The 21,531-nt window shown below is 69.7% G+C and carries 11 protein-coding genes and 1 pseudogene; 3 read left to right on the forward strand and 9 right to left on the reverse strand.

The features are described 5' to 3' along the window. Window positions 1-30: 30 nt before the first annotated feature. From IE308_RS07980 to ngcE, 5 genes are all read right to left on the reverse strand, one after another. Window positions 31-1,131, reverse strand: a complete 1,101-nt coding sequence (locus IE308_RS07980) for a sugar ABC transporter substrate-binding protein (RefSeq protein ID WP_373314462.1) — start codon at window positions 1,129-1,131, stop codon at window positions 31-33. Window positions 1,132-1,253: 122 nt separating this feature from the next. Next, complete coding sequence (locus tag IE308_RS07985; RefSeq protein ID WP_110631946.1) at window positions 1,254-2,453, reverse strand: ROK family transcriptional regulator; 1,200 nt, start codon at window positions 2,451-2,453, stop codon at window positions 1,254-1,256. A 324-nt stretch (window positions 2,454-2,777) separates the two neighbouring features. Then, the gene (locus tag IE308_RS07990) at window positions 2,778-3,701 is read right to left on the reverse strand and encodes a carbohydrate ABC transporter permease (RefSeq protein WP_110631943.1); all 924 of its coding nucleotides are present in this window, start codon (window positions 3,699-3,701) and stop codon (window positions 2,778-2,780) included. 15 nt (window positions 3,702-3,716) lie between these two features. Then, a complete protein-coding gene (locus IE308_RS07995; protein WP_110631940.1) occupies window positions 3,717-4,646 on the reverse strand; it encodes a carbohydrate ABC transporter permease in 930 nt (309 codons plus the stop codon). Window positions 4,647-4,732: 86 nt separating this feature from the next. Then, window positions 4,733-6,190, reverse strand: coding sequence for an N-acetylglucosamine/diacetylchitobiose ABC transporter substrate-binding protein (ngcE, locus tag IE308_RS08000; RefSeq protein ID WP_190217160.1), 1,458 nt, complete (start codon window positions 6,188-6,190; stop codon window positions 4,733-4,735). A gap of 446 nt (window positions 6,191-6,636) precedes the next feature. On the opposite strand from ngcE, the gene IE308_RS08005 reads away from it, so the two are divergent. Then, window positions 6,637-10,386 carry a GH92 family glycosyl hydrolase gene (locus tag IE308_RS08005; RefSeq protein WP_190217409.1) on the forward strand — a complete coding sequence of 1,250 codons (3,750 nt, stop codon included), beginning with the start codon at window positions 6,637-6,639 and terminating at the stop codon, window positions 10,384-10,386. Between the two features lie 116 nt (window positions 10,387-10,502). Further along, the gene (locus tag IE308_RS08010; RefSeq protein ID WP_110631931.1) at window positions 10,503-11,027 is read left to right on the forward strand and encodes a hypothetical protein; all 525 of its coding nucleotides are present in this window, start codon (window positions 10,503-10,505) and stop codon (window positions 11,025-11,027) included. A 2-nt stretch (window positions 11,028-11,029) separates the two neighbouring features. On the opposite strand, the gene IE308_RS08015 is transcribed toward IE308_RS08010, so the two are convergent. The 4 genes and pseudogenes from IE308_RS08015 to IE308_RS08030 all read right to left on the reverse strand — a co-directional run bounded on the left by IE308_RS08015 (window position 11,030) and on the right by IE308_RS08030 (window position 19,716). Next, window positions 11,030-14,305 (reverse strand): GH92 family glycosyl hydrolase, encoded by a 3,276-nt coding sequence (locus IE308_RS08015; RefSeq protein WP_190217161.1) that lies wholly within the window; start codon window positions 14,303-14,305, stop codon window positions 11,030-11,032. A gap of 337 nt (window positions 14,306-14,642) precedes the next feature. Continuing rightward, window positions 14,643-15,721, reverse strand: a pseudogene (locus tag IE308_RS08020) (lytic polysaccharide monooxygenase auxiliary activity family 9 protein). A 247-nt stretch (window positions 15,722-15,968) separates the two neighbouring features. Then, window positions 15,969-18,764, reverse strand: coding sequence for an aconitate hydratase (locus IE308_RS08025; protein WP_308440083.1), 2,796 nt, complete (start codon window positions 18,762-18,764; stop codon window positions 15,969-15,971). 259 nt (window positions 18,765-19,023) lie between these two features. Further along, window positions 19,024-19,716: a hypothetical protein gene (locus tag IE308_RS08030; RefSeq protein ID WP_190217163.1), complete on the reverse strand. Its 693-nt coding sequence runs from the start codon at window positions 19,714-19,716 to the stop codon at window positions 19,024-19,026. Window positions 19,717-19,950: 234 nt separating this feature from the next. On the opposite strand from IE308_RS08030, the gene IE308_RS08035 reads away from it, so the two are divergent. Next, window positions 19,951-21,480, forward strand: coding sequence for a helix-turn-helix domain-containing protein (locus tag IE308_RS08035; RefSeq protein ID WP_110631915.1), 1,530 nt, complete (start codon window positions 19,951-19,953; stop codon window positions 21,478-21,480). The last annotated feature ends 51 nt before the right edge of the window (window positions 21,481-21,531 follow it).

The following is a 21,531-nucleotide window of genomic DNA, read 5'->3' on the forward strand; positions in this document are numbered from 1 at the left end:
ACGGGGACCACCGGCCGGCGTGGGGGTGCCTTACTGCAGGCCGGCGGCCTTGCAGGCGGCGGCGTACTGGGCGGTGCAGATCTGCGCGACGGTGTACAGACCGTCCTTGACGACCGTGTCCTTGATGTTGTCCTTGGTGACCGACACCGGGACCAGCAGCTTCGAGGGCACCTTGTCGCCGGAGGCGCTGGTGAGCTCGGTGGAGGCCATGGACTTGATGTCCTTGCCCTGCAGGAGGGCGACGGCCAGCTCGGCGGCGGTGTCGGCCTCGGGCTTGTAGGCCTTGTAGACGGTGGAGGTCTGGGTGCCGGCGACGATCCGCTGGATGGCGGCCAGCTCGGCGTCCTGACCGGTCAGCGGGAGGTCGCTGAGACCCGCGCCCTTCAGGGTGTTGGCGATGCCACCGGCCATGCCGTCGTTGGCGGAGTAGACACCGGCGATGTTGTTCTTGCCCAGCTGGGTGATCGCGGCCGACATCTTCTCGGCGGCGACGGTGTCCTTCCACAGGCCGGACTGCTCGTAGGCGATCTTGACCTTGCCGTCCAGCGCCTTGTGGGCGCCCTGCTTGAACTGGGCGGCGTTCGGGTCGGCGTCGTCACCGTTGATCATGACGACGTTCGCCTTCGGGTTGGCCTTGGAGCCCATGGCCTTCAGCAGCGCCTCGCCCTGCAGCTCGCCGACCTTCACGTTGTCGAAGGAGACGTACGCGGAGACCGGGCCCTGGGCCAGACGGTCGTACGCGACGACCTTGACGCCCTTGTCCACCGCGGCCTTGATGGAGGACTTGATCGCGGCGGAGTCCTGGGCGGAGATCACGATGACCTTCACGCCCTTGGTCACCATGGTGCTGACCTGCTGGGCCTGCTTGTTCGGGTCGGCCGCGGCGTTGGCGTACTCGACGGTGCAGTCGGAGCAGAGGTCCTTGACCTTGGCCTCGAAGTACGGCTTGTCGAACTTCTCGTACCGCGCGGTGACGTTGTCGGGGAGCAGCAGGCCGATGGACTTGCTGCCGCCGGAGCTTTCGCCGCCGGACTCCTTGTCGCTGTCGCCCGCCTTGCCGCACGCGGCAATCGACAGGGCCATGGAGACGGCGGTCGCGCCGATCACGACTCTACGCATCGTTGCGTTCATTGGGTTGTGCCTCCCTGACAGGGCCGCAACGCTGCGGCCGAGGTGGCTGGAAGTCAACTCGGCCACACGTGCGACGTCAAGAAGTAAATACTTAACGAGATGGCAACGGGCTCATTCGTTCTCTAAGTGAAGGCGGGTGCCGCCACCGGGAGGGAGCCGTCCAAAAGGGTCGAGTCACCCATCTCGCTGAGCGCGAGAGCGAGTGCCCCGAGCACCTCCGCACGGCCCCCGAGTGCCCCTGGGAGAACGGACAGTTGACGCGCTGCACTGGGGATCGCGTAGCGGCCGACGGACTCACGGATGGGCCCGAGTACCAGCTCACCGGCCTCGGCGAGATCACCGCCGAGGACCACGCGGCTCGGGTTCAGCAGGTTGCAGAGGTTGGCGACTCCACTGCCGATGTGGCGGCCGACGTCGGCGATCACCCGACGGCAGCCCGGGTCTCCGTCCTTGGCCAGCCGCACGACGCCTTCCATCGTCAGATCGGTGCCGTGGCTGGGCTGGAGGAGCGGCAGCACGTATCGTGCGGCCGTGAAGGTCTCCAGGCAGCCGCGGTTACCGCAGCGGCAGACCGGGCCGGACTCATCAAGCGTAATATGTCCGATTTCTCCCGCAGTGCCACCGGGACCGCGATAGATCTTCCCGTCGATCACCAGACCGGCTCCGACGCCGCTGGCGACCTTGATGTAAGCAAGATCACGAACGCCCCTGCCGCTGCCCCAGACCATCTCGCCGAGGGCGCCCAGGTTGGCGTCGTTGTCCACGTGAACGGGCACGCCCAGCCGCTCTTTCAGCTCTTCCGCGGGCTTCGTGCCGCCCCAGCCGGGCAGGATCGCGGTGGACCCCAGGGTGCCCGACTCCACGTCGATCGGACCGGGCACGCCGAGGCCCACTCCGGCGACCTTCGACCGGTCGACGCCCGTTGCTGCGATCAGGCGACTGACCAGCTCCTCGGCCCGGTCGAAGCCCTCCCGGGCGGAGGCGTCGACGTCCAGCGGCTCGGACTCCTCGGCGAGCACCTGATGGGCGAGGTTGCCGATCGCCACCCTGAGGTGCGTATGGCCGAAATCAACCCCGATCACGATGCCGGCGTCCCCGCTCAGCGAGACGCTGCGGGCCCGGCGGCCGCCCGCCGACGTGGGCGTGACCTCGACGGTTCCGCCGTCCTTGAGTTCACGGACGATGTTGGAGACCGTCGCCGCCGACAGGCCGGTGGTCCTCGCGATCTCCGCCTGGGTGAGGGATCCCGCCAGTCGCACAGCGCGTACGACCCGCTCCAGGTTGGCTCGGTGCAGCGACGACTGCGACCCCGGAGTCTCCACGACGACCTCCTGCGCGCGGGGCCGCTTCGGTGAGACCCCGTCCATGTCCAACTAGTGAACTCTAAGCTGAGCCGTTCGGGGTGCCGCCCGTCAAGAGGTTGAACAGTTTCCGCGTCTGTGCACACACCGGGACGCGCCGCCCCCGAACCCGGAACGGCCTGCTTACGGACGACTGCGGAGCGCTGCGCCGAAGCGCCTCCAGCGGCCCTCCCCGCACAGCAGCGCGCCGCCCCCCGAAGGGAGCGGCGCGCTGCCGGAACGGCCGGCTGCCCCGGCGTCGCCGACGCCAGGCCCGCTACTTCAGCGTCGCCGACGCCAGGCCCGCTACTTCAGCGTCGCCGACGTCAGGCCCGCCTGTACCTGGCGCTGGAAGGACAGGTACACCACCAGCATGGGCACCATGGCGATGGTGACGCCGGCGAAAAGGACCGGCAGGTCGGTGGCGTAGCCCTGCTGCTGCTGGAGCTGGATCAGCCCCTGGGTGAGCACGTACCGCTCGGGGTCGTCGCCGCTCTGCGGCTGCATCAGCACGGTCGGCAGGATGAACTGGTTCCACTGCCCCAGCGTGTTGAAGATGCCCACGCTGAGCAGGCCCGGCTTGGCCATCGGCAGCATGACCTGGAAGAAGGTCCGGCTGTGCGAGGCGCCGTCCAGGATCGCCGCCTCGAAGACCGCCGTCGGCAGGGTCCGGAAGAAGGCGTGCATGAAGAAGACGGTGAACGGCAGCGAGTAGGCGACGTACACCAGGATCAGGCCCTGGTACGTGTTGAGCATGTCCAGCCGCTTCACCATGAAGAACAGCGGGACCAGGGCGAGGAACACCGGGAACATCGCGCCGGCGACGAAGAAGTAGTACAGCAGCCGGTTGCCCCAGAACTGGTACCGGGCCAGCACGTACGCCGCCATCGAGCCGAACAGCATCGTCAGCGGCACCGAGAACACCAGCACGATGACGGTGTTCAGGAAGTAGTCGCCGATGCCCTTGTCCCAGGCGCGGGTGAACACGTCCAGGGACCAGTGCTGCGGCCAGCCGAAGGCGGAGGCGCCGATCTGCGCGTCGGTCTTGAAGGAGCTGAGCACCAGCCACAGCAGCGGCAGCACGATCAGCAGGGCCCACACGGCGAGGAAACCGTGGCTGAAGGCGTTCAGGACGACACCCTCGCCGCGCCGTTCGCCGGAGCGGGCGGGGACCTTGTCCACGGGCCGCGGCGCCGGTACGGGGGACGTCTCCTTGGTGAGTGCACTCATCGTCGTCTCTCCCGCTCAGAACTCGATGCGCTCGCGGCGGGTGGCGCGCAGCATGACCACGGACAGGATCAGGGTGAGCAGCAGCATGACGACGCCCATGGCGCACGCGTAGCCGCTCTTGCCGTAATAGAGGAAGTTGCGCATCATCACCGTCGCCATGACCTCGCTGTGATGGTCGGGGCCACCGCCGAACTCACCGGAGGTCATCGTGGAGACCAGGATGAACATGTCCATCGCGGCGATGCCGAGGTAGACCCAGGCGGTCTGCACGGAGTCCCACAGCAGCGGCAGCGTGATGCGGAAGAAGGACTGGGCGCGGCCGGCGCCGTCGATGAGCGCGGCCTCGTAGATGTCCCGGGGGATGGACTGCATCGCGGCGGAGAAGAGCACGAGGTAGAAACCGACGCCGTGCCAGACGACGACCGCGATGAGCGCCCACAGGACGAAATTCGGCTCGTTCAGCCATTCCACCGGGCTGTCGGCGTCGATCAGACCGAGTTTCAGCAGGACGCCGTTGAGCATGCCGCCGGTGTCACTGCGGTACACGGCGCCGAACAGCACCGCGAGAATGGCCAGCGACAGCACCTGGGGGAAGAAGTAGACGACTTTGTAGAACTTCGAGCCGGCCACGCCCCGCACGCCGCCGGCCTTGCTGCGCCCGCCCGCGTTCAGCATGAAGGCGAAGAACAGCGCGAGCAGGATGGTGATCACCGGGATGAACACCAGGAACAGGATGTTGTGCCAGATGGCCTCGGTGAAGATGTCGTCCTTGAACAGCGCCTTGTAGTTGTCCAGGCCGACGAACTTGAAGGTCTGCGACTGGCCCTTCCAGTCGGTCAGCGAATAGCCGAACGTCTGAAGGTAAGGCCAGATGACGAAGATCAGATAGAGCGCCACGGGAACGAGGAGAAATCCCGCGACGAACCGGTACTGCCCTTTGCGCATGGCGTTCCTGCCCCTGTTTTCCGGTCGGTGGCCGCGCCCCCACCATAAGGAGAAGGAGGCGCGGCCGGGCGGAGCTAACCGCTTCGCTAGTCGCGGTGGTTCTTCTTGGACGCCGGGTCCTTCGCCGCCTTGTCCACCGCGGCCTGGGCCCGCTTCAGCCATTCCTTGGGCTGGATGCGCTTGGCCATCAGCTCGTTGGAGGCGTTCTGGATCTCGGTGTCCATCTCGCCGTACCACTCGGTGTACAGGAAGCGGAAGGTGTTGTCGCCGGCCGCCTTGGACACCTCGACGGTGGACTGGGTGCCGGGCCGCAGCTGCACGCTGGGGTCGACGCCGTCCTTGAGGATGGTGAGCGAGTTGGCCTCCTTGGCGAACATGGTGGACCACTCGCGGGAGAGCATGCGGCGCATGAACTCCTTGGCCGCGGGGAGGTTCTTGGCCTTCGCCGGGATGATGAACGGCTCGCCGGAGCCGGCCCGGATCGCCTCGAAGGGCAGCTTGCTGCCGGGCAGGGCGGGCATCGGCATGAACTTCATGTCGAAGTCCGCCGGGGTCTGCTTGAGCTGCTCGTTCTCCAGCCAGGAGCCGCAGGTGATGAAGGCGGCCTTGTACTGGTTCCAGCGGGTCTGCGACTCGGTGTGGGTCAGGCCGTTGGTGCCGGGCATGAGGTAGCCCTTCTCGACGACCTCGTAGATCGCCTCGACACCGGCCTGCGCGGCGTCGGAGCCGACGAATGCCTTGGGGTCGAGGTTGTCGATCGCCTTCATGGCGTCCAGGCCGCCCTTCTTGGCGATCAGGTCCATGATGGCGACGTTGATGTAGTACGGGAACTTGCCCTGGTGGGCGAGGCCGCCGATGCCCTGGGACTTGGCGTCCTTGCAGATGGCGAGGAAGTCGTCCCAGGTCTTGGGCTCCTCCCAGCCCTTCTCCTTGAAGAGCTTGCCGGAGTACCACAGACCCCACACCGTGTAGATGTAGTTGAGGGCGACGACCTTGCCCTCCTGCAGGCCCGGGTCGAGGGTGCCGGGGATGAGCGTGTCGCGGACCTTCTTGGAGGGGTCGTCGACGGAGGGCGCGTCGAGCACCTCGGCGAGGTCGAGCAGCTGCCCGTTCTTGTACAGGACGTCGATCTTGATCTTCTGGGCGCCGGAGTCGTCCACGATGTCCGGCGGGTTCCCGGCGTTGAAGCGGGGCTGGAGCTTGCCGGTGATCTCCTGCGTTCCGGTGTGGGTGGAGGTGACGCCGAGTTTCTTCTGGAAGTCGGCCTCCCACGCCTTGGCGTAGTCGTCGCCGTAGCCGCCCTTGAAGATGACGACGTCGAGCTTGCTGCCCTTCTGGGCGCCGAAGGGGTTGTCCTTGGTGGCCTTGCCCTTGGTGTTGCCGTCGCCGGAATCGTCGCCGCCGCCGCTGGCACAGGCGGAGAGCAGGCCCATCGCCGGCACGGAGACCAGGCCGAGCGCGGCGGACCGCTTGATCAGATCACGGCGGCCGACCCCCTCGGCCGTGTGGTGCGAACCGAGGTTCTCTTCGGAAGTGGATCCCATGCTCAAGTCCTCGCCTTCTCACAGGACTCAGGCGGTGAACCGGATCCTTCCCGGCACCGCGGTCAGGTCGAGCGGAGTGGTGCAAGTGCATCAGGTGGTGCAGGTCGCGCTGGAAGTACGGGATCGTTCGGATCGTGTGAAGTGCCGACAGGTATAGTCCACTTCCCGCCAGCTGAGCAAGATCGAATGCAAGGTTGGCCATCGGTCTTTTCCGAGTTGAGACCTCGCGGAAATATGAGCGGCCTGTGCGCCGCTTGCCGGAAAAATCCGCTGCACAGGCCCCGAATGCCACACGCAACACCCTTGACATCTCTGCCCACTTGACCACTACTGGTTCCTGCGCCACGAAGTTGACAACGTTGTCCAGCGTGCGGGAGGGGTCTTCCTCGATGTCCAGAGCCCGGCTCAGATACGGTCCGGCGGTCGTGTTGACGGCCGCCTTTGTCATGGCGGTGGGCGCGCAGGGGGCGGCGGTGGCGCTCCCGCGCGAGGAGCCGGCCGCCGACCGGTCCTTCGCCTCGTCCTTCGAGGCGGGCGAGCCCGCGCCGGACTGGCTGAACACGGTGGACACGACGGCCGGCGGCGGCAAGCGGGCCTCGGGCGTGGACGGCGGGTACAGCAGCGGCATTCCGGGCAATGTGACCGACCATGTCACGGACGTCCGGGCGAGCGGAGAGAACACCGGCGCCGGCGAGGTGAAGGAGAACCTGGTCGACGGCGAGCCGAGCACCAAGTGGCTGACGTTCGAGCCCACCGGCTGGGCCGAGTTCGACCTGGACGGCGCGCAGACCGTCCGGACGTACGCGCTCACCTCGGCCAACGACCACGCCGAGCGCGACCCGAGGGACTGGACGCTGAAGGGCTCGGCCGACGGCACGGCCTGGACGACCCTCGACACCCGGACGGGCGAGTCCTTCGGCGAGCGGTTCCAGACGAAGACGTACGACATCCCCGCGGCCGCCGTCGGCGCCTACCGGCACTTCCGTCTGGAGGTCACCCGGAACAACGGCGCCGCCGACATCGTGCAACTCGCCGACGTGCAGTTCTCCACCGGCGGCGGTGACGGCCCGGTGCCGCAGGACATGCTGTCCCTGGTCGACCGCGGCCCCAGCGGCTCCCCCACGGCCAAGGCGGGCGCCGGCTTCACCGGAAAGAGGGCCCTGCGTTACGCCGGACGGCACACCGCGGACGGGCGGGCGTACTCGTACAACAAGGTCTTCGACGTGAACGTGCGCGTCGGCCGGGACACCCAGCTGGCGTACCGCGTCTTCCCGTCGATGGCGGACGGCGACCGCGACTACGACGCCACGAACGTCTCCGTGGACCTCGCCTTCACCGACGGCACCCACCTCAGCGACCTCGGCGCACGCGACCAGCACGGCTTTCCGCTGACCCCGCGCGGGCAGGGCGCGGCGAAGGGCCTGTACGTCAACCAGTGGAACAACGTGACGGCGCGGATCGGGACGGTCGCGGCCGGCAAGACGGTCGACCGGATCCTGGTGGCGTACGACTCCCCGAAGGGCCCGGCGAAGTTCCGCGGCTGGATCGACGACGTGAGCCTGCGGCCGGTCCCGCCCGAGCCGCCGAAGGCGCATCTGTCGGACTACGCGGTGACGACCCGCGGCACCAACTCCAGCGGCGGCTTCTCCCGCGGGAACGACTTCCCGGCGACGGCCGTCCCGCACGGCTTCAACTTCTGGACGCCGGTGACCAACGCGGGCTCGCTGTCCTGGCTGTACGACTACGCCCGGATGAACAACGCGGACAATCTGCCCACGATCCAGGCGTTCAGCGCGAGCCATGAGCCGAGCCCCTGGATGGGCGACCGGCAGACCTTCCAGGTGATGCCGTCGGCGGCGGCCGGCACGCCGGACACCGGCCGGGAGGCGCGGGAGCTGCCGTTCCGGCACGAGAACGAGACCGCCCGCCCGTACTACTACGGGGTGCGTTTCGAGAACGGCCTGAAGGCCGAGATGACGCCGACCGACCACGCGGCGATGCTCCGCTTCACCTACCCCGGCGACGACGCGAGCGTGCTGTTCGACAACGTCACCGACCAGGCGGGGCTGACCCTCGACAAGGAGCACGGGACCCTCACCGGTTTCTCGGACGTGAAGTCCGGCCTGTCCACCGGGGCGACACGGCTGTTCGTGTACGGCGTCTTCGACAAGCCCGTCACCGACGGCTCGGCGAGCGGCGTCAAGGGCTATCTGCGGTTCGACGCGGGCGAGGACCGCACGGTCACGCTGCGCTTGGCCACCTCGCTCATCAGCGTCGACCAGGCGAAGGACAACCTGGCCCAGGAGATCCCCGACGGCACCGGCTTCGACGCGGTGCGCAACCGCGCCCGCAAGGCGTGGGACGGCCTGCTCGGCCGGGTCGAGGTCGAGGGCGCCACCGCCGACCAGCTGACCACCCTCTACTCCAGCCTCTACCGGCTGTACCTGTACCCGAACTCCGGCTTCGAGAAGGCCGACGGGAAGGACCGGTACGCCTCCCCCTTCTCCCCGATGCCGAGCCAGGACACCCCGACACACACCGGCGCGAAGATCGTCGACGGCCGGGTGTACGTCAACAACGGCTTCTGGGACACCTACCGGACCACGTGGCCGGCGTACTCGCTCCTCACCCCCGGTCAGGCGGGCGACCTGGTCGACGGGTTCGTGCAGCAGTACAAGGACGGCGGCTGGACCTCGCGCTGGTCCTCCCCCGGCTACGCGGACCTGATGACCGGCACCTCCTCCGACGTGGCGTTCGCCGACGCCTACGTCAAGGGCGTCGGGTTCGACGCGAAGGCGGCGTACGACGCGGCCGTGAAGAACGCCACGGTCGTGCCGCCGACCTCGGGCGTGGGCCGCAAGGGCATGGCGACCTCCCCGTTCCTCGGCTACACCAGTACCGACACCCACGAGGGCCTGTCTTGGGCGCTGGAGGGCTACCTCAACGACTACGGCATCGCCCGGATGGGCCAGAAGCTCTACCGGGAGACGGGCGAGAAGCGCTACCAGGAGGAGTCGGCGTACTTCCTCAACCGGGCCCGCGACTACGTCAACCTCTTCGACACCAAGGCCGGCTTCTTCCAGGGCCGCGACGCCAAGGGCGGCTGGCGGGTGGAGTCCTCGAAGTACGACCCGCGCGTGTGGGGCTACGACTACACCGAGACCAACGGCTGGGGCTACGCCTTCACCGCCCCGCAGGACTCCCGCGGCCTCGCCAACCTCTACGGCGGCCGGTCCGGGCTCGCCGACAAGCTCGACGAGTACTTCGCCACCCCGGAGACGGCCTCGCCGGACTTCGTCGGCTCCTACGGCGGTGTCATCCACGAGATGACCGAGGCGCGGGACGTGCGGATGGGCATGTACGGGCACTCCAACCAGGTCGCCCACCACGTGATCTACATGTACGACGCGGCCGGGCAGCCGTGGAAGGCGCAGGAGAAGGTGCGCGAGGTGCTGTCCCGGCTGTACGTCGGCAGCGAGATCGGCCAGGGCTACCACGGCGACGAGGACAACGGCGAGCAGTCGGCGTGGTTCCTGTTCTCCGCGCTCGGCTTCTACCCGCTGGTCATGGGCAGCGGCGAGTACGCCATCGGCTCCCCGCTGTTCAAGCAGGCCACCGTACACCTGGAGAACGGCCGGGACCTGGTGGTGAAGGCGCCGGAGAACAGCGCGAGGAACGTCTACGTACAGGGGCTGAAGGTCAACGGCCGCACCTGGACGTCGACCTCGCTCCCCCACCGGCTGCTCGCGAACGGCGGGGTGCTGGAGTTCGACATGGGTCCGCGGCCGTCGGCCTGGGGCACCGGGAAGAACGCCGCCCCGGTCTCGGTCACCCGGGACGACCGGGTGCCGGACCCGCGGTCGGACGTGCTCAAGGGCGAGGGTGCGCTGTTCGACGACACCTCGGCGACGAACGCCAAGGTGACCACGGCCGACCTGCCGGTCCCCGCCGACGGCACGAAGGCGGTGCAGTACACGCTCACCTCGGCCGGTCACGCCGAGGCGCCCACCGGCTGGGTCCTGCAGGGCTCGGACGACGGCACACGGTGGCGGGATCTCGACCGGCGCACCGGCGAGTCCTTCCGCTGGGACCGGCAGACCCGCGCCTTCTCGGTGCCCGAACCGGGGTCGTACCGCCACTACCGGCTCGTCCTCGACGGTGAATCGACGCTGGCGGAGGTGGAGTTGCTGGCCTGATCCCACCCCTGGTCATGGGACGCCCCGTACCCCTCGGGCGTCCCATGACCCACAATGACGACCACGCCGCCCGGTGCACGCCGGGCGGCTCGTCGACGTAGGGGGAGGACGCACGCATGAGCATCACCCGACGGCTCACGGGCCTGCTCGCGGCAGCCGCCGGAGCGGTGGCCCTGCTGGCCGGCACGACCGCGCCGGCCCAGGCCTACAGCCCGAACCCGGCGTTCTCCAAGTACTACTACGACACCGACAGCTGCCCGTGCAGCGGCGGGAACCTCACGGACCCGTTCGACAACACCTACTTCGCGTACGACGCCGGCGGGCTGGCGGTGAAGATGGAGCTGGTCTCCGGCGGCGCGTTCGTCGGCAAGGTGGAGTTCCACCCGAACGACGAGAAGCTGTGGGTGTACGACACCCGCAACGACGGCGACAGCTTCTACGTCACCATCGGCTACGCGTCGGGCGGCACCTACCACAGCCTCGGCACCGTCAGCCCGCCCGGCACCGACGAGGTCGTCGACCTCACCGTCAAGGACTACGACATCCCCGACGGCGCCTCCGTCGACATCTCGGTCTACGACGACGCCGGACCGAGCGACCTCATCGGTGCCGCGCGCGGCACCGGCGCGGCGGTGGCCTGAGGTCAGCCGACGGCCAGCGTGAACACGTGCAGGTCGGTGTCGTCGGGCAGGGTCACGCTCGCGATCCGCTTGCCGTCCGGCGCGGCGAACGGCTTCGTGGCGAAGACGTACGTGGCGACCGGGTCACGGTCCGCTCCGGCCACGTTGCGGTAGGCGGTGCGGGCGACGACCTCGTTGCCGTACTGCACGCCGCCGCCCCCGCCGCCGAGGGTCCAGTCGGAGAAGGACAGGTCGGCGGTGCCGGTGGTGCCGTCGGTGTAGGTGATCCGGGCCTGGGCCTGCTGGTTGCCGTTGACCGCGCTGCCGACGAACGCGAGCCGGGCGGCGGGTTCGGCGAGGCGGATCGTCTGCCCGGTCGCCGCCGCGTTGTCCGGGCGGCCGCCGGGCGAGGCGGGCCAGGTGAAGGACAGGCCGCCCACCTCGCCCTGCCCGCCCGGGGTGAGTCCGGCCGCGGCGAGCGCCTGCCGTGAGTAGCTCCAGCCGCCGCCGTCGTAGTCGGCCTCGTCGTGCTCGCCGGAGTCGTCGGAGACGCCGGTGTTGTTCCAGGCGGCGAGCAGGCTGCCGGGCGCGGCCACCGTCAGGGTGATGGGCTGGGTGTACGACGTGTCGCCGGAGACGACGGTGATCTGGGCGTCGTAGAAGCCCTGGGCGGTGCCGTCGGCGGCGGACAGCACGACCTGCCGGGCGCCGTCGGTGACCGTCCCCTCGGAGGGCGTCGCGGTGATGCCCGCCGGTGCCGTCACCCGGAACCGCACCTCGGGGCCGGTCCCGCCGCCGAGCGCGAGGGCGCGGATGCCGACGGTCGCGCTGCCGCCCGGCGGGATCGTCGCCGAGGTCGGCCCGACGCCGATCTGGTACGGCTGCTCGCCCTGCCGGAAGGACGGCGGGGCGTCGGCCGGGTCGCTGCCCCACGCGGGGTCGGGGGTGCCGGCCAGCGTGAAGTCGAGGCGTCCGCCGTCCCGCACGAACGAGGCGGGCAGCCAGGGCCGCTGCGTGCCGCGGCCGTCGACCTTCAGGGCGTGGACGTACGGTGTGTCGGCGGCGGCCCGCGGCGCGCGGACGGTGATGTCGTTGCCGTCGGGGCGGTCGATGTCGATGCGCGGGAACAGCGGTGAGGCGAGGACGAGTTCGGCGCGGGAGGGCACCTGGGGGTACATGCCGAGCGCGGAGAAGACGTACCAGGACGACATCGCGCCGAGGTCGTCGTTGCCGGGGATCCCGCCGGGCTGCGTCGACCACAGCTGCCGCATGGCGGCGCGGACGGTCTCCTGCGTCTTGTACGGGGCGCCCGCGTAGGCGTACAGGTAGGGCACGTTGATCGACGGCTCGTTGTCCAGCTCGGACTTCTCGCCGCCGGCGCCGGTGAACGCCCAGGTGCCGTCGGCGTCGTGGAAGAAGGCGTCGAGCCGCCGCAGCGCCTGGTCCCGGCCGCCCATCGCGGCGAAGAGCCCGGCCGGGTCGTGCGGGACCATCCACGTGTACTGGGCGGCGGTGCCCTCGACGAAGCCGGTGCCGGTGCCCGGGGTGAAGCCGGTGACCCAGCTGCCGTCGGCCTTGCGGTCGGCGATGTAGCCGTCGCTGCCGTGGGCCGCGATGTTGAAGTTGTTCTGCCACCACTGGGCGCGGCGGGCGAAGAGGGCCTCGGTGTCCCGCTCCCCCGCCGCCGCGGCGAGCCGGGAGAGGGAGAAGTCGGCGGTGGACATCTCCAGCGTCTCGGCGGCGCCGCCCCAGGCGTTGGAGACGGACGGCATGTAGTGCAGTTTCAGGTACTTGTCGAGGGAGGGCCGCTGGCCGACCGACAGCACCGGCTTGCCGGCGGCGGACAGGTCCTGCGCGGTGGGCACGGTCGCCGCCCGCACCAGTGAGGCGAGCGCGCCGCGCAGGTCGAAGTCCGTGCCGCCGAAGGCGTGGATGCCGGCGAGGGCGGTGGTCGAGGGGTCGCCGTTCATCACGTGCGTGCCGCTCGCGCCGTGCAGCCAGCGGTCCCACACGCCGCCGTTCTGTCGCGCGAGTTCGTACAGCGACTGGGCGATGTCGGAGCCGGTGCGCGGGTCGAGGAGGGTGACCAGCTGGAGCTGGTCGCGGTAGACGTCCCAGCCGGAGAAGGTGCCGTACTGGGCGCGGTGGCGGCGTCCCACGGTGTGCACCGCGCCGTCCGGGCCGCGGTAGCGGCGGTCGGCGTCGCTGATGACGTTGGGGTGCAGCAGGGAGTGGTAGAGCGCGGTGTAGAAGGTGGTGCGCTCGGCGTCGGTGCCGCCGCCGACCCGGATGCCGCGCAGCCGCTCCCGCCAGGCGCGGCGAGCCGCGTCGCGGACGCTGTCGAAGGAGCGGCCGGGCGGGTTCTCGGCGGCGAGGTTGGCCTCGGCGCCGGCCCGGCTGACGTAGGAGATGCCGATCTGCACGCCGACGTCCTCGGTGCCGGGCGCGAACCGCACGTACCCGCCGGCGCCCTTGCCGGCGACGGGCCGGCCGCCGGCCGCGAACCCGCCGGTGCCGCCGGAGGCCTGCAGGGAGCCGGGGCTGAGCTTGTCGTCCTGCCAGGTGCCGACGGCGTCGAAGGGCCGGTCGAAGCGGGCGGTGAAGTACAGGGTGTAGTAGGCGCGGCGGCCCTCGGGGTCGAGGTAGCCGCAGAAGTTGCCGGAGGTGACGGACCCGGAGACGGTGTGCCGGGCGGGGTCGATCTCGACGGTGGAGTCGGTCGAGCCGACCTCGGAGTTGGCCGTGCGCACCAGCAGCGAGGCGGGCTTGTCGGCGGGGAAGGTGAAGCGGGCCGAGCCGGTGCGGGCGGTCGCGGTCAGGTCGGCGGTGACGCCGGAGTCGAGGGCGACCCGGTAGTGGCCGGGCTCGGCCCGCTCGTCGGCGTGCCGGAAACCGGAGGCGTAGACGGCGTCCTTGGTGTCGCTCGCCGGGGAGGAGGTGACCTCGCCGGCGAAGGGGAAGAGGGGGATGTCGCCGCTGCCGCCCGCGCAGCCGGTGCCGGACATGTGGGTGAGGCTGAAGCCGCGGACGCGGGTGACGTCGTAGTGGTAGCCGCCGGGGGCGGCGGTTCTGGTGGCGTCGCCGCGGGTGTTCTCGGGGCTGAAGGAGAACATGCCGAAGGGGGTGACGGCGCCGGGGAAGACGTTGCCGCCGTTCTTCGTGCCGATGAGCGGGTCGACGTACGCGGTCGGGTCGGTGACGAGCCGGGGTGGTCCGGCGGCGGTGGCCGCCACGGCGGGGGTGGCGCCGCCGGCCGCGAGCGCGGCGGCCAGCAGCAGGGACACAGGACGGAAACGCATGACGCGGCCCCTCCTCCTCGGACGGGTCGCGCACACCTCGGGTCGCACAAGCCGCAGGGACAGTAGCGTGCGACAGGGTTACCACGGAAGACCGCGTGCGGCGGTGCGGGCACGGGCGGGGTCCCCCGGACGCGTGGTGGACCCAAGTGCCTTGACATCGTTGTCCGTTCACGCGGTAGAGTCTTGTACAGACCAATCCAGACAACGTTGTCGCGCATGCTGTGGCGCACACAAGCCAGCACCACCCCGTTCGGCCGCCTCCCCCGAGGCCGACCGGCTCGCGGACCCGGTGGGCGTGAAGGGCTCTCCGCCCACCGGGTCCGCCCCGAGCGGTAGTTCAGCCCACCCGGCAGGGCAGGCCGGTCGTACTGTCCCCGCCGGAGCCGGTCACCACGTATCCGAAGGTGGCGCTCTGCCCCGGCGCGAGCGCGCCGTTCCAGCCGGCGTTGTGGACCATCACGTCCTGGCCGTCGTAGGTGGCGTTGCCGCTCCAGAGGCTGTCGACCTTCTGGCCCGCGGGCAGGGTCCAGTCGACCATCCAGCCCAGCATCGGCACGTCGCCGGTGTTGGTGACGGTCACCTCGGACTGGTAGCCGCCGGACCAGCTGCCCGTGGTGCGGCGGGTCGCGGAGCAGGTGCCCGGCACCGGGTCGGTGGGGTCGCCCGGCTCGTGGATGCCGGTCACCTCGCCGTTGCCGCCGTCGAAGACGACGTCGGAGCAGGAGTAGAAGGTCTCCTGGCTGTCCGAGCGCTGCCAGACCATGTAGACGATGTGGCGGCCCGACTTTCCCGCGGGGAGCCTGCCGGTCCAGGAGTAATTGGCCTCGACCGGCCGGGGGTGCCGTTGAGCGGCGGGTGGTCGGCGGTGAGGAAGGGCTGGTCCTCCAGCGCGTCCCAGGTGAGGGTCCGGGTCGGGTCGAAGCCGTCCTTGGTGAGGTAGACGCGGAACCAGCCCGGGTGGGCGGCCCAGGCGTTGTAGGAGAAGTCGACCGTGGCGCCCGAGGTGAGGTGGGTGACCGGCCAGTCCGCGCGGGGCTGGTCGAAGCCGGTGAAGTTGGGGTTGCCGCCGCTGCACAGCGCGCCGTCGGGCACGAAGCCGCGGGTGCGGCCGGCGCCGTCGGAGCGCAGCACGGAGAACCAGTTGTAGAACGGCGTGGTCCCGCTGACCTGCTGGGCGGCCCGGCAGGCCGGGTTGACGGGCTTGATCTCGCCGGTGTCGGTCAGGGCGTCCTGCCAGCACAGGAAGGTGCGGCTGCCCGGCTTCATGGGGGTGCCGTGGGCCTGGGCCGGGGCGCCCGTGGTGATGATCAGGGTGAGGGCGGGGACGGTGGCGAGGAGGGAGACGAGGAGGAGGAAGAGGGTTCTGGCGCGTAAGAGGGGGCGGGCGGGTCCGGGAGCCTTGCTTATCAGGTTCATGACAGGAGAGTCCGTCCTTCCGTGTACGGACCGCGCGGTGACATGCCGGGGCGTCACGGGCAGGCGGGAGTGCTGCGCGGCGGGTTCCGGTCCACCGCTGGGAGCGCTCCCACCTGCCCTGTGGCGGAAGTTAGCGCTCCGGCGCCCGGTTGTAAACGCCCTGGACAGGGCTCCGGGCGTCGAAAAGATGCGAGGGCCGCACCCCCGGTCGCCGGGGATGCGGCCCTCAACCGCCGTGCCGTACCGCTTACTTGCGGATCAGGCTGCGCAGCACGTACTGCATGATGCCGCCGTTGCGGTAGTAGTCGGCCTCACCGGGGGTGTCGATGCGGACGACCGCGTCGAACTCGACGCCCGTGTCGGTGGTGACCTTCACCGTGCGCGGGGTGGTGCCGTTGTTCAGCTCCTCGACGCCGGTGATGGAGAAGGTCTCCTCGCCGGTCAGGCCGAGCGCCTCGGCGGACTGGCCCTCGGGGAACTGCAGCGGCAGGACGCCCACGCCGATCAGGTTGGAGCGGTGGATGCGCTCGTAGGACTCGGCGATGACGGCCTTGACGCCGAGGAGCGCGGTGCCCTTGGCCGCCCAGTCGCGGGACGAGCCGGAGCCGTACTCCTTGCCGGCCAGGACGACCAGCGGGATGCCGGCGGCCTGGTAGTTCTGCGAGGCGTCGTAGATGAAGGAGACCGGGCCGCCGTCCTGCGTGAAGTCACGCGTGTAGCCGCCCTCGGTGCCCGGCGCGATCTGGTTGCGCAGGCGGATGTTGGCGAACGTACCGCGGATCATGACCTCGTGGTTGCCCCGGCGCGAGCCGTAGGAGTTGAAGTCACGACGCTCCACACCGTGCTCGGTGAGGTACTGGCCGGCCGGGGTGTCGGCCTTGATCGCACCGGCCGGGGAGATGTGGTCGGTGGTGACCGAGTCGCCCAGCTTGGCCAGCACGCGGGCGCCGGTGATGTCGGAGACCGGGGTGGTCTCCATCGTCATGCCCTCGAAGTACGGGGGCTTGCGGACGTAGGTCGACTGCGGGTCCCACTCGAAGGTGTCGCCGGTCGGGACCGGGAGGGACTGCCACTGGGCGTCGCCCGCGAAGACGTCGCTGTAGGACTTGGAGAACATGTCCTCGCCGATGGCGTTGGCGACGACGTCGTTCACCTCGGCCTCGGAGGGCCAGATGTCCTTCAGGTAGACCGGGTTGCCGTCCTGGTCGGTGCCGAGGGCGTCCTTGGTGATGTCCACCTTCATGGAGCCCGCGATCGCGTAGGCGACGACCAGCGGCGGGGACGCCAGGTAGTTCATCTTGACGTCGGGGTTGATCCGGCCCTCGAAGTTGCGGTTGCCGGACAGGACCGAGGTGACGGCGAGGTCGTGGTCGTTGACCGCCTTGGAGACCTCCTCCGGCAGCGGGCCGGAGTTGCCGATGCAGGTGGTGCAGCCGTAACCGACGAGGTTGAAGCCGAGCTTGTCCAGGTACGGGGTCAGGCCGGCCTTGTCGAAGTAGTCGGTGACGACCTTGGAGCCCGGGGCGAGGGTGGACTTGACCCACGGCTTGCGGGTCAGGCCCTTCTCGACGGCCTTCTTCGCCACGAGCGCGGCGGCGACCATGACGTACGGGTTGGAGGTGTTGGTGCAGGAGGTGATGGCCGCGACCGTCACCGCACCGTGGTCGATCTCGTACGACGAGCCGTCGGGGGCGGTCACGGTGACCGGGTTGGACGGTACGGCGCCGGTGCCCTGGCCGTGCTGCGGGGCGCCCGCGCCGTTCTCCTCGTGGCCGTAGGCCGGGGCGTCGGAGGCCGGGAAGGACTCGGCGCTGGCCTCGTCGACCGGCGAGGTGGCGGCGGCCGGCGTCTGGGCGACGGGGGCCTCGACGTAGTTGAGGACGTCCTTGGCGAACTGCTCGGCGGCCTCGGCGAGGACGATGCGGTCCTGCGGGCGCTTCGGGCCGGCGATCGACGGGACGACGGTGGAGAGGTCCAGCTCCAGCTTCTCGGAGAAGTCGGGCTCGGCCTTCGGGTCCAGCCACAGGCCCTGCGTCTTGGCGTACGCCTCGACGAGCGCGACCTGCTGCTCGGAGCGGCCGGTCAGGCGCAGGTAGTTCAGGGTCTCGTCGTCGATCGGGAAGATCGCGGCGGTGGAGCCGAACTCCGGCGACATGTTGCCGATGGTGGCGCGGTTGGCCAGGGAGGTGGCGGCGACGCCCTCGCCGTAGAACTCGACGAACTTGCCGACGACGCCGTGCTTGCGCAGCATCTCGGTGATGGTGAGCACCAGGTCGGTGGCGGTGGTGCCGGTGGGCAGCTCGCCGGTGAGCTTGAAGCCGACGACGCGCGGGATCAGCATGGAGACCGGCTGGCCGAGCATGGCGGCCTCGGCCTCGATGCCGCCGACGCCCCAGCCGAGGACGCCGAGGCCGTTGACCATGGTGGTGTGCGAGTCGGTGCCGACCAGGGTGTCGGGGTACGCCTTGCCCTCGCGGACCATGACGACACGGGCCAGGTGCTCGATGTTCACCTGGTGGACGATGCCGGTGCCGGGCGGGACGACCTTGAACTCGTCGAAGGCGGTCTGGCCCCAGCGCAGGAACTGGTAGCGCTCCTTGTTGCGGCCGTACTCCAGCTCGACGTTCTGCTTGAACGCGTCGTTGGTGCCGAACTTGTCGGCGATGACGGAGTGGTCGATGACCAGCTCGGCCGGCGCCAGCGGGTTGATCTTGGACGGGTCGCCGCCCAGCTCCTTGACGGCCTCACGCATGGTGGCGAGGTCGACGACACAGGGCACGCCGGTGAAGTCCTGCATGATGACGCGGGCCGGCGTGAACTGGATCTCCTGCGACGGCTGGGCCTGGGAGTCCCAGTTGCCGAGCGCCCGGATGTGGTCGGCGGTGATGTTCGCGCCGTCCTCGGTGCGGAGGAGGTTCTCCAGCAGCACCTTCAGGCTGTAGGGAAGGCGCGCGGAGCCCTCGACCTTGTCCAGCCGGAAGATCTCGTACGACTCGTCGCCCACCTGCAGCGTGCTGCGGGCGTCGAAGCTGTTCGCCGACACGACAGTCTCCTTCATTGATGTGCGCGTACCACCGTCAATCGTGCCGCCACGCCGGCTTGGCCGTTCCGGTAAGGTCAGGCTAAGTTAGGGTCGCCTTACTGGAGTAGCGGCTACGGTGCGCCTCGGCAGATATCTCGATGTCGAGATAACAGTAATACATGGGCGGCGCCTGGTCATGCCCGACCCGGCGCCGAGCTTGGCGCGACCCGGCGCCGAGCCCGGCGCGGACCGGTCCGCCCGCCGGTCGCGGGCCTGTCGGTCACCAGTCCTTCTCCGCGGTCATCTTCGCGGGGGCCAGGACCTCCACATGGCCGTGGTCGCCGTACACCGAGTGGCGCCAGTGGGCGAACACCGCCGCGGTGCGGTCCAGGGCGTCCGAGTCGTCCACCTCGAAGGAAGCGCGTACGCGGGCCAGGGTGCGGGCGCCGCCCCGGGTCGTGCAGACGCTGACGCTCTCCAGCCGGGCGGCGAGGGCCCGGTCCTCCTTCGAGGCGCTCGCGTCCAGGTACGCGCGGAAGTCGCCGGTCATCGAGTACCAGCGGTCGGACAGGTCGGCGTCCTCCTCGGTGTCGACCGGGGTCCGGCCACCCTGGTCCTCGGAGGTGGTGTCGGGCAGGCCGGTGCCGGTCGCGTCCTCGTCGGTGTCCGGGCCGGTGTAGGTGCCCGGGTCCTCGTCGGTGTCCGGGCCGGTATAGGTGCCCGGGTCCTCGTCCGTGTCCGGGCCGGTATAGGTGCCTGCGTCCTCGTCCGTATCCGGGCCGGTGTACGGGCCCGTGTCCTCGTCGGTGTTCTCCGGTGTCTGTACGTCGCAGGGCGCGTCGGACGCGGACGGGCGCGGTGAGGCCGGCGGGCCTGCCGACGCCGGCTCGCCCGCGCGCTGCGTACCGCACGAGGTCAGCGCACAGCAGACGAGCGCCACGGCGACGGCGAGGCGCCGCATCTGGATGTCCATGTGGGTCCCCCTTTCGGACGAGGAGAGGGGAACGAGCCGAACGGGGTTCCCGGTGCCCAACGGAAGCGCGGCCGACGGGATCAGGACATGGGCGATTTGCCGGTATCTTTCGGCGCACCGGGGCACCCGTACCGTCCAACGGCACTGACGGGCCGTCATGGGCGTCACTCGCGTGCATCACCCGAACGGACCCCCCGGCAGGCGCCATCTCATATCTGAGATAACCTCAGTCTCATGTCAGACGACTACCTCGTACGCATCGGCAAGCTCATCCGCGACGCCCGCCAGCACCGTGGCTGGACGCAGGCGCAACTCGCCGAGGCGCTCGGAACCAGCCAGAGCGCCGTCAACCGCATCGAGCGCGGCAATCAAAACATCAGCCTTGAGATGATCGCTCGAATCGGTGAAGCCCTGGACAGCGAAATCGTCTCACTGGGCTACGCGGGCCCGATGCACCTGCGGGTCGTCGGCGGACGCCGCCTGTCCGGTGCCATCGACGTCAAGACGAGCAAGAACGCGTGCGTGGCCCTGCTGTGCGCCTCGCTGCTCAACAAGGGCCGCACGGTGCTGCGCCGGGTGGCCCGCATCGAGGAGGTGTACCGCCTCCTGGAGGTCCTCAACTCCATCGGTGTGCGCACCCGTTGGATCAACGACGGCGTCGACCTGGAGATCGTGCCGCCGGCCGAGCTGGACATGGGCGCGATCGACGCCGACGCGGCCGTGCGCACGCGCTCCATCATCATGTTCTTCGGCCCGCTGCTGCACCGTATGGACCGCTTCAAGCTGCCGTACGCCGGTGGCTGCGACCTCGGCACCCGCACCATCGAGCCGCACATGATCGCGCTGCGCCGCTTCGGGCTGGACATCGCGGCGACGGAGGGTCAGTACCACGCCCAGGTCGACCGTTCCGTGCGCCCGGACCGCCCGATCGTGCTGACCGAGCGCGGCGACACGGTGACCGAGAACGCGCTGCTCGCCGCGGCCCGCCACGACGGCGTGACCGTCATCCGCAACGCCTCCTCCAACTACATGGTCCAGGACCTGTGCTTCTTCCTGGAGGCGCTCGGCGTACGGGTGGAGGGCATCGGCACGACCACGCTCACCGTGCACGGCGTGCCGGACATCGACGTGGACGTCGACTACTCCCCCTCCGAGGACCCGGTCGAGGCGATGAGCCTGCTGGCCGCGGCCGTGGTGACGGAGTCGGAGCTGACGGTGCGCCGGGTGCCGATCGAGTTCCTGGAGATCGAACTGGCGGTCCTGGAGGAGATGGGCCTCGACCACGACCGCACCCCGGAGTACTTCGCCGACAACGGCCGTACCCGCCTGGTCGACCTGACGGTCCGCCCGTCCAAGCTCGAAGCCCCGATCGACAAGATCCACCCGATGCCCTTCCCGGGCCTGAACATCGACAACGTCCCGTTCTTCGCGGCGATCGCGGCCACCGCCCAGGGCAAGACCCTCATCCACGACTGGGTCTACGACAACCGGGCCATCTACCTGACCGACCTCAACCGCCTCGGCGGCCGCCTCCAGCTCCTCGACCCGCACCGCGTCCTGGTCGAGGGCCCGACCCGCTGGCGCGCCGCCGAGATGATGTGCCCGCCGGCCCTGCGCCCGGCGGTGGTCGTCCTGCTGGCGATGATGGCGGCCGAGGGCACGTCGGTGCTCCGCAACGTGTACGTCATCAACCGCGGGTACGAGGACCTCGCGGAGCGGCTCAACTCGATCGGGGCGCAGATCGAGATCTTCCGGGACATCTGACCAACGGCTGCCGCCGCACCCTATGTGACCTGCACGAATGTCGGTCGGGAA

The organism is Streptomyces griseosporeus (assembly GCF_014656055.1).
GTDB lineage: Bacteria > Actinomycetota > Actinomycetes > Streptomycetales > Streptomycetaceae > Streptomyces > Streptomyces griseosporeus.

Excerpts from the sequence above, each read along its gene's own strand:
- IE308_RS07990 (WP_110631943.1), bottom strand. The coding sequence starts at position 3,701 with ATGAGTGCACTCACCAAGGAGACGTCCCCCGTACCGGCGCCGCGGCCC.
- IE308_RS08035 (WP_110631915.1), top strand. The coding sequence starts at position 19,951 with ATGTCAGACGACTACCTCGTACGCATCGGCAAGCTCATCCGCGACGCC.
- IE308_RS08030 (WP_190217163.1), bottom strand. The coding sequence starts at position 19,716 with ATGGACATCCAGATGCGGCGCCTCGCCGTCGCCGTGGCGCTCGTCTGC.
- IE308_RS07995 (WP_110631940.1), bottom strand. The coding sequence starts at position 4,646 with ATGCGCAAAGGGCAGTACCGGTTCGTCGCGGGATTTCTCCTCGTTCCC.
- IE308_RS08005 (WP_190217409.1), top strand. The coding sequence starts at position 6,637 with ATGGCGGTGGGCGCGCAGGGGGCGGCGGTGGCGCTCCCGCGCGAGGAG.
- IE308_RS08015 (WP_190217161.1), bottom strand. The coding sequence starts at position 14,305 with ATGCGTTTCCGTCCTGTGTCCCTGCTGCTGGCCGCCGCGCTCGCGGCC.
- ngcE (WP_190217160.1), bottom strand. The coding sequence starts at position 6,190 with ATGGGATCCACTTCCGAAGAGAACCTCGGTTCGCACCACACGGCCGAG.
- IE308_RS08010 (WP_110631931.1), top strand. The coding sequence starts at position 10,503 with ATGAGCATCACCCGACGGCTCACGGGCCTGCTCGCGGCAGCCGCCGGA.
- IE308_RS07980 (WP_373314462.1), bottom strand. The coding sequence starts at position 1,131 with ATGAACGCAACGATGCGTAGAGTCGTGATCGGCGCGACCGCCGTCTCC.